17 protein-coding genes are annotated in these 25,639 nt (G+C 64.3%); 13 read left to right on the top strand and 4 right to left on the bottom strand.

Going from position 1 to position 25,639, the window contains the following annotated elements:
• Positions 1 to 5 precede the first annotated feature (5 nt).
• From V7R84_RS04305 to V7R84_RS04295, 3 genes are all read right to left on the bottom strand, one after another.
• On the bottom strand, positions 6 to 1,754 hold the full coding sequence (locus V7R84_RS04305; protein ID WP_338572395.1) for a DEAD/DEAH box helicase: 1,749 nt from the start codon (positions 1,752 to 1,754) through the stop codon (positions 6 to 8).
• A 60-nt stretch (positions 1,755 to 1,814) separates the two neighbouring features.
• Entirely contained in the window at positions 1,815 to 3,650 is a 1,836-nt protein-coding gene (locus V7R84_RS04300) for a glycerophosphodiester phosphodiesterase family protein (RefSeq protein WP_338572393.1), read from the bottom strand.
• A gap of 148 nt (positions 3,651 to 3,798) precedes the next feature.
• A complete protein-coding gene (locus V7R84_RS04295; RefSeq protein WP_338572392.1) occupies positions 3,799 to 4,527 on the bottom strand; it encodes a hypothetical protein in 729 nt (242 codons plus the stop codon).
• Between the two features lie 107 nt (positions 4,528 to 4,634).
• On the opposite strand from V7R84_RS04295, the gene V7R84_RS04290 reads away from it, so the two are divergent.
• Positions 4,635 to 5,480, top strand: a complete 846-nt coding sequence (locus V7R84_RS04290) for a GNAT family N-acetyltransferase (protein WP_338572391.1) — start codon at positions 4,635 to 4,637, stop codon at positions 5,478 to 5,480.
• On the opposite strand, the gene V7R84_RS04285 is transcribed toward V7R84_RS04290, so the two are convergent.
• Positions 5,461 to 7,992 carry a DEAD/DEAH box helicase gene (locus V7R84_RS04285; RefSeq protein ID WP_338573823.1) on the bottom strand — a complete coding sequence of 844 codons (2,532 nt, stop codon included), beginning with the start codon at positions 7,990 to 7,992 and terminating at the stop codon, positions 5,461 to 5,463. The genes V7R84_RS04290 and V7R84_RS04285 overlap by 20 nt on opposite strands.
• Positions 7,993 to 8,152: 160 nt before the next feature.
• Here V7R84_RS04285 and V7R84_RS04280 point away from each other — a divergent pair, with 160 nt between their 5' ends.
• From V7R84_RS04280 to V7R84_RS04225, 12 genes are all read left to right on the top strand, one after another.
• Positions 8,153 to 9,244, top strand: a complete 1,092-nt coding sequence (locus V7R84_RS04280; protein ID WP_338572389.1) for an S-(hydroxymethyl)mycothiol dehydrogenase — start codon at positions 8,153 to 8,155, stop codon at positions 9,242 to 9,244.
• 160 nt (positions 9,245 to 9,404) lie between these two features.
• Positions 9,405 to 10,703 (top strand): SWIM zinc finger family protein, encoded by a 1,299-nt coding sequence (locus V7R84_RS04275; protein ID WP_338572387.1) that lies wholly within the window; start codon positions 9,405 to 9,407, stop codon positions 10,701 to 10,703.
• Positions 10,700 to 12,151, top strand: a complete 1,452-nt coding sequence (locus V7R84_RS04270) for a DUF5691 domain-containing protein (RefSeq protein WP_338572384.1) — start codon at positions 10,700 to 10,702, stop codon at positions 12,149 to 12,151. Before V7R84_RS04275 ends, V7R84_RS04270 begins: the two co-directional genes overlap by 4 nt.
• Entirely contained in the window at positions 12,148 to 13,233 is a 1,086-nt protein-coding gene (locus V7R84_RS04265) for an AAA family ATPase (RefSeq protein WP_338572382.1), read from the top strand. Before V7R84_RS04270 ends, V7R84_RS04265 begins: the two co-directional genes overlap by 4 nt.
• A gap of 13 nt (positions 13,234 to 13,246) precedes the next feature.
• On the top strand, positions 13,247 to 15,385 hold the full coding sequence (locus V7R84_RS04260; RefSeq protein ID WP_338572380.1) for a DUF5682 family protein: 2,139 nt from the start codon (positions 13,247 to 13,249) through the stop codon (positions 15,383 to 15,385).
• Positions 15,382 to 16,530, top strand: a complete 1,149-nt coding sequence (locus V7R84_RS04255) for a VWA domain-containing protein (RefSeq protein WP_338572378.1) — start codon at positions 15,382 to 15,384, stop codon at positions 16,528 to 16,530. The genes V7R84_RS04260 and V7R84_RS04255 overlap by 4 nt, the downstream gene beginning before the upstream one ends.
• Positions 16,531 to 16,825: 295 nt before the next feature.
• Positions 16,826 to 19,513: a penicillin acylase family protein gene (locus V7R84_RS04250; RefSeq protein ID WP_338572376.1), complete on the top strand. Its 2,688-nt coding sequence runs from the start codon at positions 16,826 to 16,828 to the stop codon at positions 19,511 to 19,513.
• A 987-nt stretch (positions 19,514 to 20,500) separates the two neighbouring features.
• Entirely contained in the window at positions 20,501 to 20,998 is a 498-nt protein-coding gene (locus V7R84_RS04245) for an N-acetyltransferase family protein (RefSeq protein WP_338572373.1), read from the top strand.
• Between the two features lie 17 nt (positions 20,999 to 21,015).
• Positions 21,016 to 21,510, top strand: coding sequence for a phosphoribosyltransferase (locus V7R84_RS04240; protein WP_338572371.1), 495 nt, complete (start codon positions 21,016 to 21,018; stop codon positions 21,508 to 21,510).
• Between the two features lie 30 nt (positions 21,511 to 21,540).
• Positions 21,541 to 21,750, top strand: a complete 210-nt coding sequence (locus V7R84_RS04235; protein ID WP_338572369.1) for a hypothetical protein — start codon at positions 21,541 to 21,543, stop codon at positions 21,748 to 21,750.
• A gap of 87 nt (positions 21,751 to 21,837) precedes the next feature.
• The gene (gene tkt, locus V7R84_RS04230; protein WP_338572366.1) at positions 21,838 to 23,892 is read left to right on the top strand and encodes a transketolase; all 2,055 of its coding nucleotides are present in this window, start codon (positions 21,838 to 21,840) and stop codon (positions 23,890 to 23,892) included.
• Positions 23,893 to 23,953: 61 nt separating this feature from the next.
• On the top strand, positions 23,954 to 25,639 hold the full coding sequence (locus V7R84_RS04225; RefSeq protein ID WP_338572364.1) for a S49 family peptidase: 1,686 nt from the start codon (positions 23,954 to 23,956) through the stop codon (positions 25,637 to 25,639).

The following is a 25,639-nucleotide window of genomic DNA, read 5'->3' as shown; positions in this document are numbered from 1 at the left end:
GGCGATCAGCGTCTGAGCCAAGCCCTGGCCCTGGAGATGCGTTCAGCAACCTGTTCGGTCGTTGCCTGGGCAAGCGGTGGGCCGCCGCACTCGCGGCGCAGGTCGGCGTGGACGTGGCTGTGGGGGCGTTGTTCCAAACGGGCCAACTGGGCCACCAGGGAGTTGAGCTCCTTGCGCTGGTTCGCGAGCGCCCGGTGCAGCGGCACCTCCGGCTGCGACTTCGGGTCCTTGCGTTCGTGCCGTCTGAGCTGGCGGCGTTGCCGCTCGGCCAAGAGGGTGCTCACCTGCTCGGGTTCCAGGAGACCGGGCAGACCCAGGTAGTCGAGTTCGTCCTGTGAGGTGGGTTCGGCGTGCATCCCGAAGGCCTGGGACTCGAACAGCACGTGGTCGAACGTGGCCTGGGAGTCGAGGGCCTCGAACTCGCCGAGGAGGTCATCGGAGGCTTTTTCGTCGCGATTAGCTGTATCGATGAGGGCCTCTGTCTCCGCCCAGATGTCGGTTTCCTCGGAGCGGGGACGTCCTAGCACGTGGTCGCGTTGCCGCTCCAACGTCGCGGCGTGGGCCAGCAGGATCGGGACAGTGGGTAGGAACACTGTCGCCACCTCACCGCGTCGCCTCGAACGCACGAATCTGCCCACTGCTTGGGCGAAGAACAACGGCGTCGAGGTGGACGTCGCATATACCCCGACTGCCAGCCGCGGTACATCCACTCCCTCCGAGACCATCCGAACCGCCACCATCCAGCGGTCCTGGCCCGCGGCGAACTCCTCGATTCTTCCGCCGGCCTTAGCGTCGTCGGAGAGGATCACAGCAGGGCGTTTCCCCGTGATCTCTGCCAGGATCTTCGCGTAGGCGCGCGCCACGGTCTGATTGGTGGCTATTACCAGGCCACCCGCATCGGGAATGGCCCGACGCACCTGTGTCAGGCGCTGGTCGGCGGCCCGCAGCACGGCGGGAATCCACTCGCCTGTTGGAGACAGGGCGGTGCGCCAGGCGTGGGCGGTCAGATCCTTGGTGAGCATCGTTCCCAGGTCGGCGTCGAGCACCTCCCCGGAACGCATCCGCCAACGCATCTGCCCGCCGTAGTTCATGAAGATCACGGGCCGCACCACGTGGTCCGCCAGGGCCTCCCGGTAGCCGTAGGTGTAGTCGGCCCGCGAGGTCTTCACCCCCGATTCGGATTCCTCGTAGGTCACGAAGGGGATCGGGCTGTCATCGGAGCGGAATGGGGTGCCGGTGAGCGCCAGGCGGCGGGTGGCCTCGGAAAAACCCTGCAGGATGCCGTCCCCCCAGCTCCGGGTATCGCCCGCGTGGTGGATCTCGTCGAAGATCACCAGGGTGGAAACCTGGTTGCACAGCGCCTCGTAGGCGTAGGCGCGCAGGGAAACCCCCGCGTAGGTCACCACCGATCCGTCGAACTGTTTGGAGCGTCCCCGCTTCACCCCTCCGGTGCCCGGATCCAGGTGAATACCGACCCGGGCCGCGGCATCGGCCCACTGCGTTTTGAGGTGCTCGGTGGGGGTCACCACCACGACGCGTTTCACGGTCCGGGTGTGCAGCAATTGATGGGCGACACGCAGCGCGAAGGTCGTTTTGCCCGCCCCGGGGGTGGCCACGCACAGGAAATCGCGGGGCTGGGTGGTCGCGTACAGCTCGAGGGCAGCCACCTGCCAGGCTCGAAGACTCTGTGCAGTGCCCCAGGCGGCGCGCTGCGGGAATGCGGGGGAGAGGTGTTCGAACGCGGAGGAAGTCATACGGCCCCGAAGCGTACCCCAGGTCTGTGACATTCTTCGGCGCCACGGCGACGGAGCCTCCTACTCGATGAGCTCACGCATCAGCACATCCAGTGGGGCGGCCCGTCGGCGTTCCTCCGCGACAGCCTGCCACTGCCGGACCCGGTCGGTGATCACGGCATCCACCGGCCAGTTGACGAATTTCTGCATCGATTCCTCGGTGTTGATGGTCCAGACCGCGGCGCGTTTACCGGCCTCGTGGATCTGCGTGATCGTGTCGCTGGTGGCGGCGTCCTCCTCAAGGATCAGGTAGTCGCCGACCAGGTGTGCGGTGTCCCCGAAGGACAGGAAATAGATGAAACCGCTCGTCACCTCGGGGTAGCGTTCCTCGAGGCCGGTGATCAGCTCGTATTTGAGCGATATCACCACCACCTGACTCAGCATGTCATGGCGTTTCAGGGCCGCCACGGCGTCGTCGACCATTTGTTGGTCGGCGCTTTTGCCCTTGAGCTCGAGGAAGATCCCGATGCGCCCGCGGCTTTTCTCCAGGAGCTCCTCCAAGGTGGGCACCCTCACGTTACTGAATCTGCCCTTTGATTTCTCGCCGAGATCCAGCTCGCGGATCTCGGACAGCGTCATGTCCTGAACCGCACGGCTTTCATGAGTAAACCGTGAGAAATTCTCATCGTGGAAAACCACGTAGTGGCCATCCCGGGTGCGTTGGATGTCCATCTCGACGTAATTGGCTCCGGCGGCGATCGATTGTTCGACCGCCTCCATGCTGTTCTCCACTGTGGTGTCCTCCGGTCCGCCGCGGTGTCCCACCACTGTGATGTCGGGAGCGGCTGTCAACTCATCGGCGGTGATGGTGAAGATGCCGGCGATGCTGACCACGAGCACCGTGACGAGACAACCGAGTGCGATCCGATGCCCCAGGATGCGGTCGAGGAGGCTCGGATGTTTCTTGGAGGGCAGGGCGGGTGTGACGTCGGCCAGTGGTCTGAGTGGATCGGAATCGGGCAGCTTCCGCAGGAAGGCGTAGTAGCGGTTGGTGAGCAGATACAGTTCCAGCGGTACCACGAAACTGGCCATCAGGCCGATCACCAGGGCCAGCAGTATCACGAAAACAGAGCCTACGAAGGTCGCGAGGGCTGTGGCATCTGCCGGGACAGCCATCATGATCAAGAAGTAAAGGCCTGCGAATGCCCCGATGATGAGCGCAGCGACGAGAGCGAAAAACAGTGCTGAGAGAAACATGAAGGTCACGAAACGCAGCACGTTCGGTTTTATCAGGCGAATGCTTGCCCTGATTGCGGCGAGGGCCTTGAGATCGCCGAGCAGCATGAAATGGAAGACGAAGACAATCATCAGGACCACGACGTGCATCAGGACCACGAGACACCAGTAGGCGACGGCGTACTGAGGGGTGGCAAGGATGGTGGCAGTGATGAAATTCGGAATGCGGAATGTGAGGAGGAAACTCGGGTTCAATGCCGAACCGGTCAACGGCAGCACCACCAGCGTTAACGGTAGAAGAAGAACCAGACCTGGTCCGGCAATCTTAAGCAAGGAACGGAGAATGCTGCCGAGGATGGCGAAATAAGAGGGTTTGGAGTCGCTCCAGATTGCGATGGCGCTCAGTTTCACGAACCCGCCGACCTCCAGCAAGGTCGTCAACAACACCAATGTCAGGGCGAGCAGGATGAACAATGCCCCTGGGACGGACAGCAGGAAACGGCCTGCGTTGGCGTTGTTCAGGGACACCAGGCCTCGCATCGCGAACAGGTACTTCGCGGCCCACCAGAACAGGGGAAAGAGAATCGTGGCTCGGAGAATGCTCGTGACGATCAGATACCGGAACATGAGGCCGGTGGATCGCAGAAAGCCACCGATCCCCTCTCGAAGTTCCCTGAACACGTGCACCGCCTACCCATATCGGATGAGTGTCTTATTTTTCCGCACGACTAGGCCTCCCGGCGCCGGGCGGGCCGACACAACCCTGGAAAGCAGGATCAGCGGGCCCTGGCCATGGAATCGGCCCCGGAGGAAACTGGGGCCGAATGGGTCAGTCGTCGAGAAGCCCCATCAAGAGGGAGAACCCCCCAAACATCAACGCGCCCTTTGTCAGCCCCTGGACCACCGGATCTAGCCCGTAGGGTTCGTAGTAGCCGCGGGCGTAGGCGGCATGCCCCTGATCCTGCCAGTAGGGCACCGCCTGGTAGCCCTGCTGAACCATGCGGATGCGGGGATCCGAGCCGGAGGTGACCCGGGCCGCATCGAGTGCACAGGCCGGGACCTCACGCGGTGCGCCGCCGGGGGGAGCCCAGGTGACGTTCTTGGCAGAGGGCCCATGGGCTGGGTCGAAGAAGCACGGTGGACGGCGTTCCGGCATCGGTTTGTCTTGGGCGTGGGACTTCACGCAGGCCATCGCGTAACGCCCTTCCTCGAGGATGTGGGCGATGGCTGTTGCGTCAGATTCGTAGCGCGCCTGGTTCATGGCCTGCTTGGCGTTCTCGTAAGAGTCGAGGGCCTCCGAGTAGTTCGTCTGGGCCTCTTCGCTCAGTTCGATGCCCACCACGTCCAGGTCGAGATCACGCAACTCGTCGCCGAACCGCGTGATGTCGGCGTCCAAGGATGCGCGAGCCGCATCCCCCAAGGGGGTTTCACCGTAACGAAGTGGTCCTGCAACGACCTGTTGCGGTTGCTGCCTTCCGTTCAATGCGCGCGAGCCCCGCAACGCGAGAAGGACCAACCCGCCCACGATCATCATGAGCATCAAGCCACCAAGGCTCATCACAACACATCACTCCTAGATAGCGCCCTGTACTCTCAGGTTACGCCACACCACCAAAGCGGAACCGCGTGGTTCTCGTGATGGGGCCAAGGGGAATGGAGATCTGCGTGGAAGCTTCGATTCGGATCAGAAGCTGGGAAAAACTGACCAAGGATGAGTTCTACGAGATCGTGTCCCTGAGGTCCCGGGTTTTCTTCGTGGAGCAGCGCGTCGACATCCCTGATCTCGATGACCTCGACCGGCACCCCCGGACCCTCCACTGGTGGATCCCTGACGATGCCGGTTGTGCGGGGTACCTGCGCACGGTGGTGTTCGGCGAACCCGAGCTGGGGGCAACCCGGTCCTTCGGGAGGGTGGCCGTCAGAGCCGACAGGCGCGGCGAGGGGCTGGCGCGTGCACTCGTATCGGCTGTGCTGGGACGGCTCGGTGGGCGGCCGATCGTGATCCACTCCCAGAGCCACGTGGCCCCTCTCTACCGCGGATTCGGGTTCGAGTCGGTGGGCCCGGAATACCTGGAGGCGGGCATCCCGCACTTGAGGATGCGCAGACCGGGGGAGATCCGGGTCAGTGCCGTGCTTCTCACCGACACGGCAGGCCGGGTGCTGATGGTCCGCAAGCGTGGCACGGATTCCTTCCTCAACCCGGGCGGGAAACCCGAGCCGGGGGAAACCCCGGAGATGTGCGCCGTCCGAGAGCTGCGTGAGGAACTGGGGCTGGAACTCGACCCGGAGGGTCTGCTGTCACTGGGAAGGTTTCGCGCCCCGGCCGCCAACGAGGCCGACACCGTTGTTCTCGCCGATGTTTTCCGTGTTCCCGAACCCCTTGATCGGCTCCCGGAACCGCGGTCAGAGATTGAGGAGGCCCGGTTCGTGGATCCGGCCTCTCCGGAACCCGGATGGGCGCCTCTTTTTACCGAACGGATCCTGCCCCTGCTCAACCATCCAGCCGGCTGAAGTCCACGGTGCGCAGCACGAGCTCCCCCGCTTCGTCGCAGGCGTCGAGATCGACTGTGGCGAAGATGGACCAGTCGCGGTTACCCGCGGGATCGTCGATGATCTGACGCACCTCCCAGAGCCTGCCGCCCCGTCTCGGTTCAACGATGAAGAACGCAGGTCCGCGCGCATCCGCGCTGACGCCGATGTGCTCGTGTTCATCCCAGTAGTCACCTAGGGCATCGTCCCAGCGCTGCCGGGTCATGGGATCCCCACTGGTCAGGGCGGCCAAACCGTCCACGTCGTCGTCGGCGCACAGCTCTACACGCCGCCACATGGCGTTTCGCACCATCACCCTGAAGGCGCGTTCGTTGCCAGTGACGGGTCGTGCCGGGGGAGCCGCCTCGGCCCTTTGCTCGACAGGAACCCCGGCCAGGGCGGCGAGTTCGGTCCACTCGTCCAGCAGCGACGAGTCCACCAGCCTAGTGATCTCACCCAGCCAGGCGATCAGGTCCTCCAGCTCCTCGGTGCGTAGTCCTTCGGGAATATTCTGTCGCAGCGCCCGGTAGGCGTCGGCGAGGTAGCGCAGCAACAACCCCTCGGTGCGCTGTAGTTTGTAGTGAGCTACGTATTCGCCGAAGGTCATGCCCTGGGTGTACATGTCGCGTACCACTGACTTCGGGCTGACCGGGGTCTCCGACAGCCATGGATGTGCCACCGAGTATTCGATGTGGGCCCGTTCCAGCAGCTCGGCAAGGGGCTGGGGCCAGGTGATTTCCTCCAGGGCCTCCATGCGTTCCTCGTAGTCCCAGCCGTCGGCCTTCATCTCGGCAACCGCCTGTCCACGTGCCCTGAACTGTTGGGCGAGCAGTACCACCCGGGGATCCTCCAGGGTTGCCTCGATCACGGAAAGCACGTCGAGGGCATAGTCGGGGGAGTCGGGGTCGAGGGTCTCGACCACCGCCAGGGCGAAGGCCGACAGGGGCTGGTTCAGCGCAAAGTCGCGTTGTAGATCGACGTTCAACCGGTAGTGGCGACCGCCAGGGGTCGGTTCGGGCAGGCGGGTGATCACCTCGGCCCGCAGCAACGACCGACCGAGCCCGGCGGCGCGGCGCAGCATTGCGCGGCGTGCCTTCGGTTCCGGGTTGGTGGAGTCGATCAAGCGAGCAACCGCGACGGCGGTCTCCTCGTCCCGTTGCAAAAGGTTCAGCAGCAGGGCGTGGCTGATCCTCATCCGGGCGTGCAGCTGCTCCGGGGACGAATCGATCAGCTTGGTGAAGGTGGCTTGCGTGTAGTTGACGAAACCCTCCGGTGGTTTCTTGCGCCGCACCGAGCGCAGTTTCTTCTCATCGCCTTGATGTTTGGCCAGGATCCGGGCGTTCTCCACTTCGTGTTCGGGGGCCTGGGCCACCACGTTGCCGATGGAATCGAAGCCAGCGCGGCCCGCACGGCCCGCGATCTGGTGGAACTCGCGGCTGCGCAACACCCGCTGGCGCCGACCGTCGAACTTCGTCAGGGAACTGAACAACACGGTGCGGATGGGAACGTTGATGCCGACCCCCAGGGTGTCGGTGCCACAGATCACCGCCAGCAACCCGCGCTGGGCCAGTTGCTCCACCAACCGTCGGTAACGCGGCAGCATCCCGGCGTGGTGGACCCCGATCCCGCCACGGAGCAACTTGGACAGCGTCGTCCCGAAACCACCGGCGAACGGAAACCCTGAGATGGCCTGTTTCAACTCCTCCGGGACCGCGGCACCGGCCTTGCGCACCACTCCTTGGCTGAGCAGGGCCGTCGCCTGCTCGACGGCCGCTCCTTGGGTGGGGTGAACGATGTAGACAGGTGCCTGATGGGTTTCGACGATCTCCGTGATCGTCTCGTGCAGGGGCACCATCGACCAACGGTAGGTGAGCGGCACGGGGCGGGTCGCCCCGCCGATCACGGCCGTCTCGCGTCCGGTGCGCCGGGTCAGGTCATCGGACAGTTCTGTCACGTCCCCGAGGGTCGCCGACATGATCACGAACTGCGTCTGGGGGAGTTCCACCAGCGGAACCTGCCACGCCCAGCCACGTTCCGGTTCGGCGAGGAAGTGGAACTCGTCCATCACCACCTGCCCGACATCGGCTCTGTGCCCTTCCCGCAATGCCAGGTTCGCCAGGATCTCGGCGGTGCAGCAGATGATGGGGGCGTCGGCGTTGACTGAGGCGTCTCCCGTGACCATTCCGACCTGCTTGGCGCCGAAGGCCTCGCACAGGGCGAAGAATTTCTCGTTCACGAGGGCCTTGATGGGCGCCGTGTACCAGGTACGACGCCCTTCCGCCAATGCCGCGAAGTGGGCGCCGAGCGCGATCAATGATTTCCCGGAACCTGTGGGCGTGGTGACGATGGCGTTGTCGCCCGCGAGGATTGCCAGCAGTGATTCTTCCTGGTGTGGGTACAGCGAGATGCCTGATGCCTCCACCCAGCCAGTGAAGGCGTCGAGGAGGGCATCGGGGGAGGCGTCCCGGGGCCGGAGGTCGCTGAGGTTCGTCATGGCGTTCCCGATTCTTCCACGAAGTCCGCGGGGGAACCGGACCATGGAGGGTCCTGCACCGAGGTCGCGCCTTCTGAGCCTGGTATCCCTGGGCTGTGGGTTTCCTGTGAACCCGGCTGCAGGGGTTTGCGGCGCCGGATCCCTGCATAGCCTCGACAACATGGAAACTGAAACAGTGCGTGGCCTGGTCGCAATGTCACAGGGTGTCCCGGTGACGCTCAAGGAGATCGTCATACCCAACCCGGGGCCGGGAGATGCGGTCGTGCGGATCCTCACCTGTGGGGTCTGCCACACCGACCTGCACTACCGGGACGGCGGCATCAACGACAACTTCCCGTTCCTGCTGGGACACGAGGCAGCGGGGATCGTGGAACGTATCGGCGACGGGGTGACCAATGTGTCCCCGGGGGATTTCGTGGTGCTGAACTGGCGGGCCGTGTGCGGCACCTGCCGGGCGTGCGGACGTGGCGAACCCCAGTATTGCTTCGCCACCTTCAACGCCTCCCGGCCGATGACCCTCACCGACGGCACAGAACTCACCCCTGCGCTCGGGATCGGTGCCTTCGCCGAGAAAACCCTCGTCAACTCCGGGCAGTGCACCAAGGTCGATCCCGAGGCGCGCCCGGCCGCAGTGGGGCTGCTGGGCTGCGGCGTGATGGCGGGTCTCGGGGCCGCCATCAACACCGGGGAGGTGAAGTATGGCAAGAGCGTCGCGGTGATCGGCTGCGGAGGAGTCGGATGTGCTGCTGTCGCCGGCGCGGTGCTGGCCGGTGCGGGACGGATCATCGCGGTCGACCGGGACGAGAGGAAACTTCGCTGGGCCCGTGATCTGGGGGCCACCGACGTCGTGGACGGCAGGAAACAGGATCCTGTGACGGCGATCCGTGACCTCACCGATGGCTTCGGAGCCGATGTGGTGATCGACGCCGTCGGCCTGCCGGAAACGTGGGAGCAAGCCTTTTACGCCCGCGACCTGGCGGGAACCGCCGTGCTGGTCGGGGTGCCCGCCCCGGACGGGAAGGTGCCCCGGATCCCGCTGCTCGACTTCTTCAGCCGGGGCGGTTCCCTGAAATCGAGCTGGTATGGGGACTGCCTACCCAGCCGCGACTTCCCGATGCTCGTCGATCTCTACCGCCAAGGACGGTTGGATCTCGACGCCTTCGTTAGCGAGGAAATCGCCCTTGACGAGGTGGAGCGGGCCTTTGAACGCATGAAACAGGGTGAGGTCCTGCGATCGGTGGTGCTTCTGTGAACGCCGGATGGGCAGCGGATTTGGTGATTCCGGGCCTCGAGGGTGCACGACGAGTGAACCGCAGAAACGTTCTCCTGCTGCTCCTCCCGCCGTGGGAAGGTTGATTCCGGTCAATTCCTGGGATGTGTCGTGTCAGTGATGCCCGCTACCCTCTGGGCCCATGGGTGAACCGTGGACAGTGGATCGGGTTGAGGCAGCCGCCCCCGACGCCTCGTCGATCAAGGCGGGCCGCAAACTCGCTACACCGGGCCCGTGGTCTGAGATCGGATTTCAGGGGGATCTGCTGTGGGGGGCCTGTCAAGGATCGGGAAAGACGCCGTATCGGGTGAGCATTGACGCGGGATCTCCCGCCTACAAGTGCTCCTGCCCCAGCCGCAAATTTCCTTGCAAACATGCCCTTGCCCTTCTGTTCCTGTGGGCCCAGGGAAAAGTTTCCGAATCCGGTGAGGTGGCTGATTTCGCCTCTCAGTGGGCGGATGCGCGTGAGGCCCGCGCGGCAAGGAAAACAGAACCGAGAGAACGAACCGAGGAGCAGAAAGCCGCCGCCGCCAAAAGGGTTGTGCAACGCGAGGGGAGGATCACTGACGGCCTGGCCGAGCTCGACCGTTTCCTGGCGGATCAGCTCCGGGAAGGACTGGCAACCCATGCCGGGGATCGAACGCGGCGCCTGGAGCACATGGCGGCGCGCATGGTTGATGCGCAGGCCCCGGGTGTCGCATCCCGACTCCGGGAACTTGCTGCCCAGCCGTCATCGGGCGACTGGCCCACCCGTGTCATCGACGAATACGGTTCTTTGCACCTTGTGGCTCGGGCGTGGGCCGGACGCGAGAAACTACCCAGTGATCTCGCGGCGAGCGTGCGATCCCGCATTGGTTGGAGCGCCCGCACCGAGGACGTGCTTGCGACTCCCGGTGTCAGGGACCGCTGGGTGGTGTTGGGTATGCGTGATACCGACGAGGAGCAGGTCAGTGTGCGGCGCGTGTGGCTGTGGGGCCGTGCCACCGGAACCCGTGCTCTCGTGCTGTTTTTCGCCCGGGCCGGAGACGGTTTTGACACCGGCCTGTACCCGGGCTCCGAGGTTGATGCCGACCTCCACTTCTATCCGGGAAGGCCCCGGTTGCGGGCCGTCGTCGGAACCAAGCGTGTCGAATCCCGGCGGGTCGGCGGCTGGGACCTCGTGGGCGATGATGTCGCAACAGCGGTGGCCCAGCTTCGCGAGGCAGTCGCGGCTGACCCGTGGTGTGAGGCCTGGCCGGTGGCCATCCACGGATCGCTGACCTGGGACGATGGCGTGTGGCTGGTCGCGGATCGGGCCGTGCCCCTGACCGGTAACACCACCGACCATTGGCGCCTGCTCGCCGAGCTGGGCACCACTCCCACCACCGTGTTTGGCGAGCTCGATGCCGATGGCCTACGACCCATCGCTCATCTGCAGGAAGCGACGGTGTACCCATTGTGAAACCCTCCCAGCTCATTGCTGCTTCCCTGGTAGGCAGCCCCGAACCGGATCTTCTCGACCACGCAGCCCGGCAGGCCTGTGTGCATCGAGCCCATGTGCGCACCCGCGATCTACCGATGCCCTCGCCCGCACCGGCGCAGGAACCCAACCAGCCCCCGAGAGCATTCGTCACCACGATGAACGCGGTTCGCGCCCGGCCCCCAGCCATGCGCGACCCGATCCTGCTCGAGGCATTGACGCTGCTCGCCGAGACGGGATTGGTGCTGCCCACCCGGCTCATCGTCCCCCTGCTGGAGCTTGCCGAGGGCAACCGGCAGATCGCGGCCCGGCTTCCCGCGGTGCTGGGATCCCGGGGTCGCTGGCTGGTGGGGCTCGGCGATAGCTGGTTGAAGGGCCGAGCCGTGACTGAACCGGAAGTGGTGGACTGGGACGAGGGCAGCCTCCCCGAGCGCGTCGCATGGCTGCGACACCTGCGCGCCACCGATGCCACCGCGGGACGAGAACTGGTGGAACAAGCTCGGAAGGAAAAGGCCCCCGATCGAGCCAGGTTCGTCGCTACCCTGGAGGTGGGTTTGGGGCCGGAAGACGAAAAACTACTTGAGGGATTCCTACGCGATCGTTCCAAAGAGGTGGGACGCACCGCTGCCGGGCTCCTCGCCCGACTTGAGGGTTCGGCCTACCTGGCTCGTGCCGTTGAACTGGCCCGCACCAGCTTCTCGTGGGTGGAGGAGCCGCCCACAGGGCTGCTCGGAAAACTGCGTGCCCCGAAACGGTCCATCGTCGCTGTAGCACCACCCGAGAAGGAACTGGCAGCCGATTTCCACGCCGATGTCGCATCGATCCGTGTCGCCGAAGGGCCAGCGGGGCGGGTGCAACGGCTTGTCGCGGTGATACCACCGACCTGCTGGGCGGAGCTGGGGTTCAGCGTCCGCGAACTCGCAGCCGGTGCGCTGCTCGATGACGAACCGGTCCCACTCGCGCCGGCCCTGACCAGTGCCGTGCTCCGCTGGTGTGACGTCGATGCTGCCCGTGAGCTGCTCGACGAGCATTCCGTACCGGCTCTCGCGCTGCTCCTGCCTTCCGCGACCCGCGACGCCTTCCTGGCGGATGCGATCCGTTCCACCGCTCTCAAACAATTCCCCGACATGTGCCACCGGTTGCAGCAGCAGGACGGGCTGCGTCTCGGCTCCGGGACGACCGGTGCCGTCCTGGACGGTATCCGGGCCTGTGTGAACGCCAAAGTCGGTGTCCACCAGGCTGCTACTCAACTCCTGGCGTTCTCGACTGATCCCCAGGAGATTCCCGAGCTACTGGACCGTCTCACAATGCTGAAGGAAGATCCCGACCTCTCTCACTCCGGTCAGAACGCCGTACGCGATGCCGTCGCCGCCCTGACTCTGCGCCACAGCATCCACGAATCCATCGCCCACACCAAGGAGCCCAGATGACTGAAACCGTGCTTCGCCCACACGCCGAACAGGCCTTCGCCCATGAGCTTGATGCCCTGGCGAAGGTCGACGACAAGCCGCGCCCGGCGAACTGGCGGCTCTCACCCTGGGCGGTGGTGCAGTACCTGATGGGTGCGACCCTGCCAGACGGGACACAGATCACCCCGAAATACGTGGGAAACCAACGGCTGATCGAGGTCGCCGTGGCCACGCTCGCCACCGACCGGGCGCTGCTGCTGCTGGGGGTGCCGGGCACCGCCAAGTCATGGGTCTCTGAGCACCTGGCAGCCGCGGTTTCCGGTGATTCGACGCTGCTGGTGCAGGGCACCGCGGGTACCGCCGAGGAGGCTGTGCGCTACGGCTGGAACTATGCCCGTCTGCTCGCGGAGGGTCCTTCGGAGGCGGCGCTGGTGGCCTCACCGATCATGACAGCGATGGAGCGTGGCGCCATTGCCCGGGTCGAGGAACTCACCCGGATGCCATCCGACGTCCAGGACGGCATGATCACCACCCTCAGTGAGAAGACACTGCCCGTGCCGGAGCTGGGCATGGAGGTGCAGGCCCGCGCCGGATTCAACCTGATCGCCACCGCCAACGACCGGGACCGCGGCGTCAACGATCTTTCTAGCGCGCTGCGGCGCCGTTTCAACACCGTCGTGCTGCCGCTGCCCTCGAGCGCCGAGGAGGAGCTCAAGATCGTCACCAAGCGGGTAGCGGAGCTGGGGCGTTCCCTGGAATTGCCCGAGGCCACCGATGCGATTGCCGAGATCCGCCGCGTCGTGACGGTTTTCCGGGAACTGCGGCAGGGGCACACCGAGGACAACAAGACCTCCCTGAAAACCCCGTCCGCCACTCTCAGCGCCGCCGAGGCGATCTCGGTGGTGACCAACGGGTTGGCGTTGGCCGCGCACTTCGGCGACGGTGTGCTGCGGGCCGAGGATGTCGCGGCCGGCATCGTCGGAGCGGTTGTGAAGGACCCGGTGGCCGACCAGGTGATCTGGCAGGAATACCTCCAGACGGTGGTTCGGGAGCGCGCCGAGTGGAAGGACTTCTACCGTGCCTGCCGTCAGGTGGCGCGGTGATCGAGGCCCGCCCATGAGCGAGATTCGGATCTACGGGATCCGTCACCACGGACCGGGATCGGCCCGGTCTCTGCTGCGGGCCCTCGACGACTTCACCCCCGATGCGATCCTCATCGAAGGACCCGCGGACGCCGACGCGATGGTCTCTCACGTGGCCGGCCTGAAACCCCCGGTTGCGCTGCTGGCGTGGGTGGTCGGCGAGCCAGCTCGGGCTGCGTTCTGGCCGTTCGCCACTTTCTCACCCGAATGGCAGGCCCTCGACTGGGCTACCCGCAACTCCCGGCACGTGTCATTCATCGACCTTCCCAGCTCGCTTAGCCTCGCCCGCTCCCGGGAGGAACGCACGGTGGAAACAGATCCGCTGAGCCTGCTGGCCGAGGCCGCCGGACACGATGATCCGGAACGGTGGTGGGAGGACCTCGTCGAGCAGCGTGACGAGGACGTCTTCGAAGTGATCGCCGAGGCCATGGCCGCAGTCCGTGAGAACGGCGACGACGATGAGGAAACCCTGCTGCGTGAGGCACACATGCGCAAGGCATTGCGAGCGGCGAAACGTGCCCACGAGAAAATCGCGGTGGTGTGCGGGGCCTATCACGTTCCGGCGCTGGCCGCGAAGGTGAAGGTGGCCGACGACAACGCCCTGCTGAAGCAGCTACCGAAGGTGAAAACCCAGCTCACCTGGGTGCCGTGGTCCCACGGCAGGCTAGCCGCCTCCTCCGGATACGGGGCCGGTGTTCGTTCCCCCGGCTGGTACCACCACCTGTTCGCTGCCCCCGACCGTCCCGTTGAACGCTGGTTGACCCACGTCGGTGCCGTGCTGCGGGAACACGACCTGCCCACCTCGTCCGCACACGTCATCGAGGGCGTCCGGCTGGCTGATGCTCTCGCAGTACTGCGCGGTCGCCCCATGCCCGGGCTGCCCGAGGCGCAGGAGGCCACCCTGGCGGTGCTGTGCGAGGGAAGCGATCTGGCCCTCGACCTGGTTACCCGGGAGGCGATCGTCGGTGAACTGCTTGGGGAGGTGCCCGATGATGTGCCCCGCACACCGTTCGATGCGGACCTCACGGCGACCGCGCGACGACTCAGGCTCACGCAGGAGGCCACCGAGAAAGAGCTCGACCTCGACCTGCGCAAGGAAAACGGCCTTGCCAGATCCTGTTTCCTCAGGCGCCTGAGGATCCTCGGCATCGACTGGGGCCGGCCCATCGGAAGTTCCGGCACCGGCACCTTCAAAGAAACCTGGCGTCTGCTGTGGGAACCAGAACTCTCCATCGCTGTCGTGGACGCGTCGCGCTGGGGTAACACCGTTGAGGCCGCCGCGGTGGCTCGGCTGTTGGACGACACCGGTGACCTGGCCGGGGTGACTCGAGGCGTGAACGGGGCGCTGGCCGCCGACCTGCCCGCGGCCATGCCTGAGCTGCTGCGGCTTCTGGATGTCCGGGCGGCGGCTGAAACGGATGTCGCGCGGCTGCTGGAGGCGCTTCCTGATCTCGTGCAGGCGTATCGCTACGGCGACGTGCGCGGCACCGACACCGGGCGCCTGGGGGATGTGGTCGCGGCCCTCCTGGGGCGCGCCTGCGCAGGTTTTCCCGTTGCCCTGGGCGGGTTGGCGCCGGAAGCAGCCGACCGGTACCGGAAGCTGATCGACACGGTGAACGCCGCAGTCGGGCTGCTCGGGGAACAAGCCCAACAGCTGTGGCGGAACACACTGCTGGCCGCGGCCGATCGCAACGACCTTCCCGGTCTGTTGGCCGGACGCCTCATCAGACTGCTGTTCGACAGCGGCGACCTGGGAGTCGAAGAGGTGCAGCAGCGATTGTCGCTGGCCCTGTCGGGAGGCCATGCACCAGGTGAGCAGGCGGCCTGGGCCGAGGGGGTGCTGTCGGGAAGCTCATTGCTGCTGCTCCACTCTCCGGCTCTGCTGAAAGTGTGTGACACCTGGGTGATGGGACTGTCGGAGGAATCATTCACCGACGTGCTCCCGGTGGTTCGGCGGGCTTTCGGCGGTTGGGAACGACCCGAACGGCGGGCTCTGGCGGAGAAGGTCGCGAACCTCGACGGAGTCGACCCGATGGTCGAGGAAGAAGTGGACTTGACCGAGTTCGCGGTGGTGCTCGCAACCGTTGACGAGATCTTGGAGAGCGCACGATGAACGACGAACGTGACCGGCGTTGGCGGCTGCTGCTGGGAACCGCCCCGGAGGGTACTGAGGGGACCCTGTCCCGGCAGGATGCCGCCATGGACGCCGCCCTGGCTGCCCTCTACGACAACCAGAGCGGCGATGGGCAGAAACGAGGTGCCGGGCTCGGTGCCTCGGCGCCGAGGGTGGCGCGATGGCTCGGTGACATCCGTACCTATTTTCCGTCGCGGGTGGTGCAGGTGATGCAGGCCGATGCCATCGATCGGCTTGGTCTCAAGCAGCTGCTGCTGGAACCGGAGATGCTGGAGACCGTTGAGGCCGATGTGCACCTGGTGGCCACCTTGGCCGGTTTGGGACGGGTCATGCCGCAGAAGGCCAGGGCCAGCGCCCGCGAGGTTGTGTCCCGGGTGGTCAAGCGGGTGGAGGAGAAACTCGCCGACAAGGTGCAGCAGGCGGTTCGGGGTGCGTTGAACCGGGCTGCTCGCACCAACCGGCCCCACCTGAATGACATCAACTGGTCACGAACGATCGCGGCGAACCTGGGCAATTACCTTCCCGAATTGAACACCGTCGTGCCTGAGCGGCTCATCGGATATGGCCGCAAACAGACCGGTTTCCAGCGGGAGATTGTGCTAGTGGTTGACCAGTCGGGCTCCATGGCGACGTCGGTGGTCTATGCCAGCATCTTCGCAGCCGTGCTGGCCTCTATCAAGGCGGTGAAAACCTACCTCGTGGTCTATGACACATCGGTCGTGGACCTCACCGATCAGCTCAGCGACCCCGTCGACGTCATCTTTGGCACCCAGCTCGGTGGCGGCACGGACACCAGCAAGGCACTTGCGTACTGCGAACACCTGGTGCAGCGCCCCCGCGAGACGGTGATGGTCCTCATCAGCGACCTCTACGACTTCAGCCCCGAACAGATGCTGCGGCGGATGGGTCAGTTTCAGCAGCAGGGCGTCACGATGGTGACCCTGCTGGCCCTCGATGACGATGGCACTCCTGGCTACAACCACGACGTGGCAGGCAGCCTGGCCGCTATGGGAATCCCGTCATTCGCCTGCACCCCCGACGCCTTCCCCGAGATGATCGCCCTCGCGATCAACAAGGGTGATCTGGCGGGCTGGGTCTCCGCGGAAAAAGCTGCGAAGGCGTAACTGGAAAAAGCTGCGAAGGCGTAACTGATGGTGATGGCGACAAGACACAGACCACCGAACGGGCGGAGCGCAGCTGGAGGACCAGCAGCGCTGATGGGCTTTTCTTTCTACTGTCGAATACTCGCCGCGGCACGTGAAAAACCCGTACGGGTCGCGTAGGGGAAGGCCCTGACGAGGTAGTTGACCACGGACAGATGTCTGGCCACAACGGAAGACAATAACGTTCTCGTGGGTTCCGGCCACATGTGTGGGGAACGGGGGAGGGGATCGAAGATACCTCTCTGGGAGACGAGACATGTCAAAGAAAAAGAGAACTGTCCGCCGAGTGCTTTTCACCGTGCTCGGAGTTGCCGTTGCCCTGATCCTGGTGGCGGCCCTTGCTGTGGTCGTGGTGCTGAGAGGACCTCTGCCGAAACACTCCGGTGAGGTCACTCTGAGCGGACCACGCGCCGAGATCAGAGTGTTGCGCGACGACCGTGCCGTACCCCACATCTATGCCACCACCGACCACGACCTGTTCTTCGCACAGGGATACGTGCATGCCCAGGAACGTTTCTTCCAGATGGACCTGTCGCGCCACATGGCCTCCGGGCGCCTGGCGGAACTCGTGGGAGAGTCCGGGAAGGAATCGGACATCACGGTGCGCACCATGGGATGGCGCCGGGTGGCGGAAAAAGAGTGGGACCTGCTGTCGGATGAGGCCCGCGGGTTTTACGAGGCCTACGCCGAGGGCATCAACGCCTACATATCGGGAAAGCAGCCGTGGCAGCTGGCCAATGAGTACGCAGCGCTGGGCTTGAGCCTGCCCGTCGCTGGCATCGAGCCGTGGACCGGTGTTGATTCGCTGGTCTCGCTCAAGCAGCTGAACCTGGGCCTGAGCAGCACCCATACGAGGGAGATCGACCGCATGGGGTACCTGCAGAAACTGGGTAGTCCGTCGGCGGTGGAGGAACTGTTCCCGCGGTTCGAGGAGGAGAAACGCAGGCCGATCATCGGACAGGAGACGACGGGAAGCAACCTGCGGACACGTGCCGAGTATCCGGTGGCCGAGCCGCTGCCGCTGGAAATCCAGGAAACGAATCCCGAGGACTGCCCCGAGCCCGATCAGCTCCTTTCACAGTCACCCGGGACCGGCGGCGAAACACCCTCACTGAGTTCCGGCGACGCCATCGGGGCGCTCCAGAGCGTCCGGCAGGCGATGGAGGCCGTGCCGCATCTGCTGGGCGACGGCCCGGGGATCGGGTCGAACTCCTTCGTGATCGCGGGGCAGCACACCGCGTCTGGGAAACCCATCATCGGCAACGACCCCCACCTTCAGATCGCCTATCCCTCGGTCTGGTTTCAGGTCGGTCTGCACTGCGAGCAGGTGAATGGGGAATGCACCTTCGACGTTTCCGGGTTCTCCATGGCCGGCATGCCGGGAGTCATGATCGGGCGCAATGCTGACCTGGCCTGGGGACTGACCAATCTTGGCGGTGACGTCAGCGACTTGGTGGTTGAGAAGAACGTTGGCGAGAATTCCTATCAGCGTGACGGCAGGTGTCTGGCATATCAGACTCGTACCGAGACGATCCGGGTCGCTGGTGGCGAGGACGTCGAGATCCGGGTGCGCACCTCGGTGCACGGCCCCGTCGTTTCCGGGTTGTTCGCGCCGGACGAACAGTTCAGGCCGGTTCCCGGCGCACCGGAGAACCTCTCGGTGGCCCTGCAGTGGACTGCGCTGATGCCCGGCAGGACCGGTGAATCGTTCTTTGCGCTCGACCGTGCCACGAATGCCGAGGAGGTCTCGACCGCGGCGGCCCTGATGGAGAATCCGGCGGAGAACATCCTGTTCGCCACCGCCTCCGGCGACATCGGCTACCAGGCCCCGGGCAGGTACCCGGTGCGGCCCGTCAAGGCTCCGGCCGACGGGCGGGACGGCGTCGCCCACCAGGCGGACAACTTGGGGGCCGATGGCCGCTGGCCGCGCCCCGGTTGGGATTCCAGCTACGACTGGCAGGGATTCTATGCACCCTCAGACATGCCTGCTGTGCTCAACCCGGCTGATGGGATCATCGTCCCGGCGAACCAGCCGGTCACGCCCGAGGCCAGCGGACCCTACCTCGGTACCGTTTACGTCCAGGGCTATCGCTCCCAGCAGATGTACGACGCCATCGCGCACCTCACCGCGCAGGGTCCTGTCACGTTGGAGGAGGCGTCGAAGATCATGCTTCTCGACGGCTCGCCGCAGGCCCAGGAGGTCGCTGCCGCCCTGACCACAGTGGAGCTGAACGATGAACGCCACAAGGAACTGCAATCGGAACTGGCCCGCTGGTACGAACGGGGCGGCCATTACGCCGTTGACGAGCCCGGGGCGATGATCATGGCATCGCTTTTCTCGCACCTCAGCAATGCGGCCCTGGCGGACGACGGGGTTGAGTATCCGGAAATCCGGTTGATGGGAAAACTGATCTCGGAACCCCAGAACCCATTGTGGGATGACAAGAAAACCTCAGAGGTGGAGGATGCAGCTCAGATCATGCGCCGAGCCTACGCCGAGACCGACGCCGAGCTGACCGCCCGATTGGGCCGGGACCACACCACGTGGCGATGGGGTGACCTCCACGTCCAGACTCCGAGGCGCCAGATCCTAGGAGGTGAGGGTCTGCCCTGGTTCATCAGGGACCACTTCAGTCAGAAACCACGGGCAGTCGGCGGTGGACCCGATATCCCCAATGCAAACAGCTACGACGAGCGCGTCAAGGACAATGGACAGGTGGACTACGAGGTGATCGCGGGGCCCTCCATGCGCATGGCGGTGGACCTGAGCGACGTCGACCGGGCCCGGTGGGTGATCTCCTCGGGAAGCTCCGGCCACCCGTGGTCGTCACACGTTGCGGACCAGTTCGAGGCCTGGGCCACGGGTGAGTTCTTCGACTGGCCCTTCAGCCGTGAGGCCATCGCCGCGGCAACACGGAACGCCCTGACGCTGCGGCCCGAATAACCCCGTGCGGGAGCGCTGTTCCCGGCCCGGAGAAAACCGGTCTTCCGTGGCCCCGGTCATCCCAGGGCCACGGAAGACCGAAGTGGTGGATCACATCTTCTCCAGGGAAATGATGCGGGTCTTCTTGGAGGACAACTGGAGTCCAGGAGACGTAGCATCGCAGATCATTGCTTCTCGTTCGTGCTGTCAGGAATTTCGGCCTTGCTGGAGTTATCTGTGTCGTGGGAGTGTTGTCGACGCCAACGTATTCCGAGGAGCATTCCCAGCGTGCCTGGGATCGGTGCGAAAACCATGAACCACAATGGCTGGTAGAAACCAGGAACGAACCATGCGACGATGCCGATCGCAATCCAGGAGCCAACGATTGCTATCGCAACAGCCCAGATGTCACCCCATTGTTTCTCCGGAAAGTTTCGTCGGTCAGCTGCTCTACGTGCACGAATCGTCGAAATTGGGCAGGGTCCTCATGGCGGCTGATCCGAGGGTGTCATCCGTGGTCTCGGTGGATTGTTCTGCCTGCTCGACTGCCATGGTGGAGGCGAAGAGCTCGAGGTGCTGGCGGATGCCGAGGAGCCTGTGAGGTTTTGTTTCATGCTCGATGTCTAATCGATGGGAAGGATATTGGGATTCGTGGTGAATTTCTCGGGCGAGGCCATCGTATGTCGGGCTGAGGTGATCCTCTCGAGCTTCCATACTTTTCTCTCGCGAATCGGATGTTGAGGGATCTTGTGCTTGAGAAGGTGTTGCTGTCAGATTGGGTCGGCGGTCGGGTTCGTGGTTCGGCCAGACGTGCGTACGAGCACGGAAACAATGTCAAAGGTTAACCTGCGCGATGATGACTTTCGTTCCTGCTTGGTTCCATTTCAATGTCGCCTGGGCAGTGGGAATGGGAATTTCCTGGCCGCGGGTGAGGGGCGTTCGATTGTTTTTCGGTTTCTGGCTTCGAGATGTCGTTGTGGGGTCTGTGGTGAGCTCTAGTATGAATCCATGCCTCCCGTGATCCGCTCCGCCAATCATGAGGATCTCCCGGCCATCGTGGAGATCTACAACGAGGGTGGGGTGGCCACCACCGCCTCCTATGACGTCGAGCCGGTCACTCTTGAGGAGCGCACCGCCTGGTTCGAGAGGCTGCGAAACCAGGGACATCCTGTCCTGGTCCTCGAGGAGAATGGTCGGGTGGTCGGCTTCGCCAGTTACGGCCCGTTTCGCGACAAGGCGGCCTATCGCCACACCGTTGAGCACTCCGTGTATGTGGCCGAGGGAAGCCGTTCCAACGGGGTCGGTCGGATGCTTCTGTGTGCTCTTCTTGACCATGCTCGGGGTCGCGGGGTCCACGTCATGCTCGGTGTCCTGGATGCGGACAATATGGCCTCCCGGGCCTTTCACAAGAGTCTGGGATTCATCGAGTCGGTCGTGCTGCCGGAGGTAGGCAGGAAATTTGGACGCTGGCTGGACGTCGTGTTCGTCACCCGCCGCTTCGATTGAGCCGATAGCATTCCGCCATGGTTTATCACGGCGACGCCAGCGACCATGCGGGTAGAGAGGTGCTCACCTGGGAAGGGGTCGGGGAGGCCGCCGACGACCTCGCGCTTCAGGTGCACGAATCTGGTTTCCGCCCTTCGGTGATCATCGCCATCGCCAGGGGAGGCATGATTCCAGCCGGCGCGCTTACCTATCGGCTCGGGGTGAAACTCACCGACGCCATCAACGTCGAGTTCTACACCGACGTTGAACAAACCCTCCCCGATCCGGTTCTACTGGCCCCCATGCTGGACACCGAATCAATCACGGACAGACAGCTTCTCGTGGTGGACGACGTCGCGGACTCGGGGCGCACCCTCTCGCTGGTGGTGAAGCTACTGCGTGGTTTCGGGGCCGATGTTCGAAGCGCAGTGTTCTATGCCAAACCGACCACGATCGTGAATCCGGATTTCTGCTGGAGGCGCACCGACCGTTGGATCGTGTTCCCGTGGTCCGCTGAGCCACCCCTGAAATGATTGTCGGAGACCCCCAGTAAAATCCGAGCCATGGCTGAGATCCGCACCCACGATTCCGAAGGTGGTTCTGACCTCGGACGCCTCGTCCGTGAGGCGCTGGGGGAAACCATCCGCCCCGTAATGCCCGGATCGGTTCCTGGGACGGTTTCCCCGGAGGATGAAACCGATGTAGAGCAGGGGGCCTCGTTGACCTCGCTGCCTCAGTGGACAGGGCTCTCCATCAACGTCGCCGACACCTGATCCACCACAGGTGTTCACGTTAACAACCCGATAGTGTGGGACCGCGGGCGCAGCTGCCCCGTTCCTCAGGAGCTCAAAGGACAGAACATGACCCTTGACTGGACAGAACTGGACACCCGAGCCGTTGACACGGCGAGGATTCTCTCCGCCGATGCCGTGGAAAAGGTCGGCAACGGCCACCCTGGTACCCCGATCTCGCTGGCCCCCGTTGCGTACCTGCTCTACCAGAAGATCATGAAATTGGATCCGACCGACGACACCTGGCTCGGTCGCGATCGTTTCGTCCTGTCGATCGGCCACGCGTCCTTGGCCCAGTACTGTCAGCTCTACCTGGCCGGTGCTGATCTCGAGCTCGATGACCTGAAGTCGCTGCGAACCTGGGGAGCCAAGTGCGCAGGGCATCCCGAGTATGGCCACACACGGTTCGTCGAGTGCACCACCGGGCCCCTTGGGGCAGGCATCAGCAACGCTGTCGGCATGGCGATGGCCGCGCGCAGGGAACGCGGCCTGTTCGATCCGGACGCGCCCGAGGGTAAGTCGGTTTTCGACCACTTCGTCTACTGTCTCGTCGGGGATGGTTGTCTCCAGGAGGGCGTGGCCGCGGAGGCATCGTCACTGGCCGCTACCCAGGATCTGGGCAATCTCATCGTGATCTATGACGCCAACCGGATCACCATCGAAGGTGACACCAACATCGCCTTCACCGAGGATGTCCTGGGGCGTTACGACGCGCTTGGCTGGCATACCCAGGAGGTCGACTGGACCAACGGTGGAACCGGCTACAAGGAGGACCTCGACGCGCTGCTCTCGGCCATCCGGGCGGCCAAGGCCGTCAGGGACAAACCCTCGATCATCAAACTCGACACCATCATTGGCTGGCCGCTGCCGAACAAGGCCGGGCATCACGCCATCCACGGTTCCAAGATCGGGGCCGAGGAGATCGCGGCCCTCAAGGAAAAACTCGGTTTTCCCGCCGAGCCGTTCGCGGTCGACGAGGAGGCCGTTGCCCACGCCCGCGCCAACGCCGCATCTCGAGGCAAGGCGGATCGTGCCGAATGGGACGAGAGGTTCGAGGCGTGGAAGGCCGACAATCCGAAGCGCGCTGTCCTGCTGGAGCGGGTCCGCTCCCGTAAGCTCCCGGCTGACCTGAAACTTCCGGTCTTCGAAGAGGGCATGATGTCAACCCGCAAGGCTTCCGGGGAGGTGCTGTCCGCGCTGGCGTCTCAGTTGCCAGAGCTGTGGGGTGGTTCCGCTGACCTCGCGGGCTCCAACAACACCACCATGAAGGATGAGCCAAGCTTCCTGCCCGATGCTCGGCAGGCAGAGGACTGGCCCGGAAATCCCTACGGGCGCACCATCCACTTCGGAATCCGTGAGCATGCGATGGGCGGCATCATCAACGGTATTGTCCTGTCAGGCCTGACCCGTGCCTACGGCGGTACGTTCATGGTGTTCGCGGACTACATGCGTCCCGCGGTTCGGCTGGCAGCGTTGATGAAGCTACCCTCCATCTTCGTGTGGAGTCACGATTCCATCGGGGTCGGTGAGGACGGTCCCACCCATCAGCCTGTGGAGCACCTCGCATCACTGCGCGCCATCCCCAACCTGGATGTGGTTCGTCCCGCGGATGCCAATGAGACCTCTGTCGCCTGGGGCGAGATCCTGCGCCGTACTGATCGCCCTGCAGGGATCATCCTGTCCCGTCAGGATCTGCGCATCGTTGCCCGTGGTGATGAATACTCCTCCGCGGAGGGGGTCGCCCGTGGCGGCTATGTGGTGAAGGAAGCCTCCGACAAGCCAAGGCTGATCCTGATCGCATCCGGTTCTGAGGTTTCCTTGGCACTTGAGGCTGCCGCGAAGCTGGAGGAGGACAACATCCCGACCCGTGTGGTGTCCATGCCTTGCATGGAATGGTTCGATGAGCAGGACCCCGAATACCGCAATTCGGTGCTGCCCAAAGATGTGAAGGCCCGGGTCTCCATCGAGGCCGGTATCGCCATGGGATGGGGTAAGTACATCGGTGATGCCGGGGCCAGCATCAGCATCGAGCATTTCGGGGCTTCTGCTGCTGGGGTGAAGTGCTTCGAAGAGTTCGGTTTCACCGTCGAGAACGTGATCAAGACGGCCCGTTCGGTGCTCTGAGAGCTCTGTCCCGGAGCTGTTTCCCGGGTGGAGTGTTGGTGGCTGTCGGTAGGCTTGCCACATGGTGCTCAAGTCCTTCTTCGACAAGTTGCCACGCTCCACCCGGCGTATTGTGCTCGAACTTGACCTTGCCCGGGGGGTGCTGGAGACCTTTCCGCGGAACCCCTTGCAGATGCTTCAGGTGGTGGGTGCGACTGCGGTCAGCAACCTTCGCGAACACCTCGAGGCTGCGGGGAAAGATGAGCGTGTCGCCGGGCTGATCGTTCACGCCGTGGACTGCGGCCAGCCGATGACGGTGATGGACGAGATCGCCCAGCTGATCGAGACCTTCGGGGCGGGACGACCGACCATGGCGTGGGCCGAGTCGTTCGGGGAACTCGGCAACTCCTTGGCCGCCTACAAGCTCGCCACAGCATGCCGCACCATCTGGCTCCAGCCCACCGGTGGGCTTGGCATCGGCGGCGTCGAGGTCGACATCACCCTCTTCCGTGGGTTGCTGGAGAAGGCCGGGGTCACCCCGCAGTTCGGACAGCGTCACGAGTACAAGACCGCAGCGGACCAGTTCGCGGCGCCTGAGATCACCGAAGCCAACCGGGAGATGACCCAACGCCTGGCCCAGTCCGCTGTGGACGACACCGTGGCGGTCATCGCCAGGCGCCGAGGAGTGGCGCTAGAAACCGTGTGGGAGGCCGTCAATGACTCCCCGGTGGTGCCGGAACGTGCCAAGGAAATGGGTCTCATCGACGAGATCGGCTACCGCGACGAGGCCTACGCCAGGGCGCTCGCCGATTGGGCAGCAAAACCTGACGATCTGCTCTACGTATCTCGCTACCAGCCACGCCCCAATCTTGCGAGAGCGTTCCGGAGGGACCGACCGAAGGTTGCGGTCGTCAGCCTGCGTGGTCCCATCGAGACCGGTCGGGGGCGTCCCGGAAACTTCACAGGCCCTAGCGTCGGCGCCGATGTGGTGGACGAACACTTCCGGGCTGTCCTGCGTGACGATCAGATCAAAGCGGTGCTGTTCGAGGTCGACAGTCCCGGTGGGTCGGCTGTCGCCTCCGACTTCATCCGTCGTAGCATCCTGCGGCTACGCGAGTCCGGTCGTCCCGTGGTGGCTCGGATGGGTGCTCTGGCTGCCTCGGGCGGCTACTACGTCTCGATGCCCTGCAACGAAATAGTCGCCTACGCGACCACGCTGACGGGTTCCATCGGCGTTCTGGCCGGCAAGTTCGTGACCCGTGAGCTCTACGAGAAACTGGGACTGAAGCGAGAACCGATCCGGATTGGGGCGGCGTCAGGGATGCTCAGCTCAGCCACGGAGTTCTCCTCCGAGGACTGGGATCGCCTCAATGTCGAACTCGATCGCATCTATCAGCAGTTCACGACCCTGGCGGCGCAAGACCGTGCCATGGATTACGAACACCTGGAATCGCTGGCCAAGGGCAGGGTGTGGAGTGGAGCCGACGCCTGCGAACGGGGTTTGGTAGATCATGTCGGGGACTGGAGCTTGGCCTGGCGGCGCGCCTGCGCATTGGCGGATATCGACCCCGAGGAGGCCACGCCGGTCAGGATCGGTGTCGGCTCCGTGCTGGAGAGGATCATCCCCGCGCGCTCTAGCGAACATCGCACTGAGTCTGCTCGGGTTGCCATTCCGACGGTTGACGATCTGTTGATGCGTGCTGCCGACTTGATCGGGCTCCCGATCCATGGCGTACTGAGCCTGCCCTTGAGCATCAAAGTGCGCTGA

It is taken from the genome of Arachnia propionica, from assembly GCF_037055325.1.
In the GTDB taxonomy this organism is placed as follows: domain Bacteria; phylum Actinomycetota; class Actinomycetes; order Propionibacteriales; family Propionibacteriaceae; genus Arachnia.
Note: the sequence above shows the minus strand (reverse complement) of the source record. Positions and strands in the feature narration are given on the sequence as shown.

Coding starts and splice junctions, on each gene's coding strand:
- V7R84_RS04225 (WP_338572364.1), top strand. CDS start 23,954: ATGGTGCTCAAGTCCTTCTTCGACAAGTTGCCACGCTCCACCCGGCGT.
- V7R84_RS04235 (WP_338572369.1), top strand. CDS start 21,541: ATGGCTGAGATCCGCACCCACGATTCCGAAGGTGGTTCTGACCTCGGA.
- V7R84_RS04285 (WP_338573823.1), bottom strand. CDS start 7,992: ATGACGAACCTCAGCGACCTCCGGCCCCGGGACGCCTCCCCCGATGCC.
- V7R84_RS04255 (WP_338572378.1), top strand. CDS start 15,382: ATGAACGACGAACGTGACCGGCGTTGGCGGCTGCTGCTGGGAACCGCC.
- V7R84_RS04275 (WP_338572387.1), top strand. CDS start 9,405: ATGGGTGAACCGTGGACAGTGGATCGGGTTGAGGCAGCCGCCCCCGAC.
- tkt (WP_338572366.1), top strand. CDS start 21,838: ATGACCCTTGACTGGACAGAACTGGACACCCGAGCCGTTGACACGGCG.
- V7R84_RS04260 (WP_338572380.1), top strand. CDS start 13,247: ATGAGCGAGATTCGGATCTACGGGATCCGTCACCACGGACCGGGATCG.
- V7R84_RS04295 (WP_338572392.1), bottom strand. CDS start 4,527: ATGAGCCTTGGTGGCTTGATGCTCATGATGATCGTGGGCGGGTTGGTC.
- V7R84_RS04305 (WP_338572395.1), bottom strand. CDS start 1,754: ATGACTTCCTCCGCGTTCGAACACCTCTCCCCCGCATTCCCGCAGCGC.
- V7R84_RS04240 (WP_338572371.1), top strand. CDS start 21,016: ATGGTTTATCACGGCGACGCCAGCGACCATGCGGGTAGAGAGGTGCTC.
- V7R84_RS04250 (WP_338572376.1), top strand. CDS start 16,826: ATGTCAAAGAAAAAGAGAACTGTCCGCCGAGTGCTTTTCACCGTGCTC.
- V7R84_RS04245 (WP_338572373.1), top strand. CDS start 20,501: ATGCCTCCCGTGATCCGCTCCGCCAATCATGAGGATCTCCCGGCCATC.
- V7R84_RS04280 (WP_338572389.1), top strand. CDS start 8,153: ATGGAAACTGAAACAGTGCGTGGCCTGGTCGCAATGTCACAGGGTGTC.
- V7R84_RS04265 (WP_338572382.1), top strand. CDS start 12,148: ATGACTGAAACCGTGCTTCGCCCACACGCCGAACAGGCCTTCGCCCAT.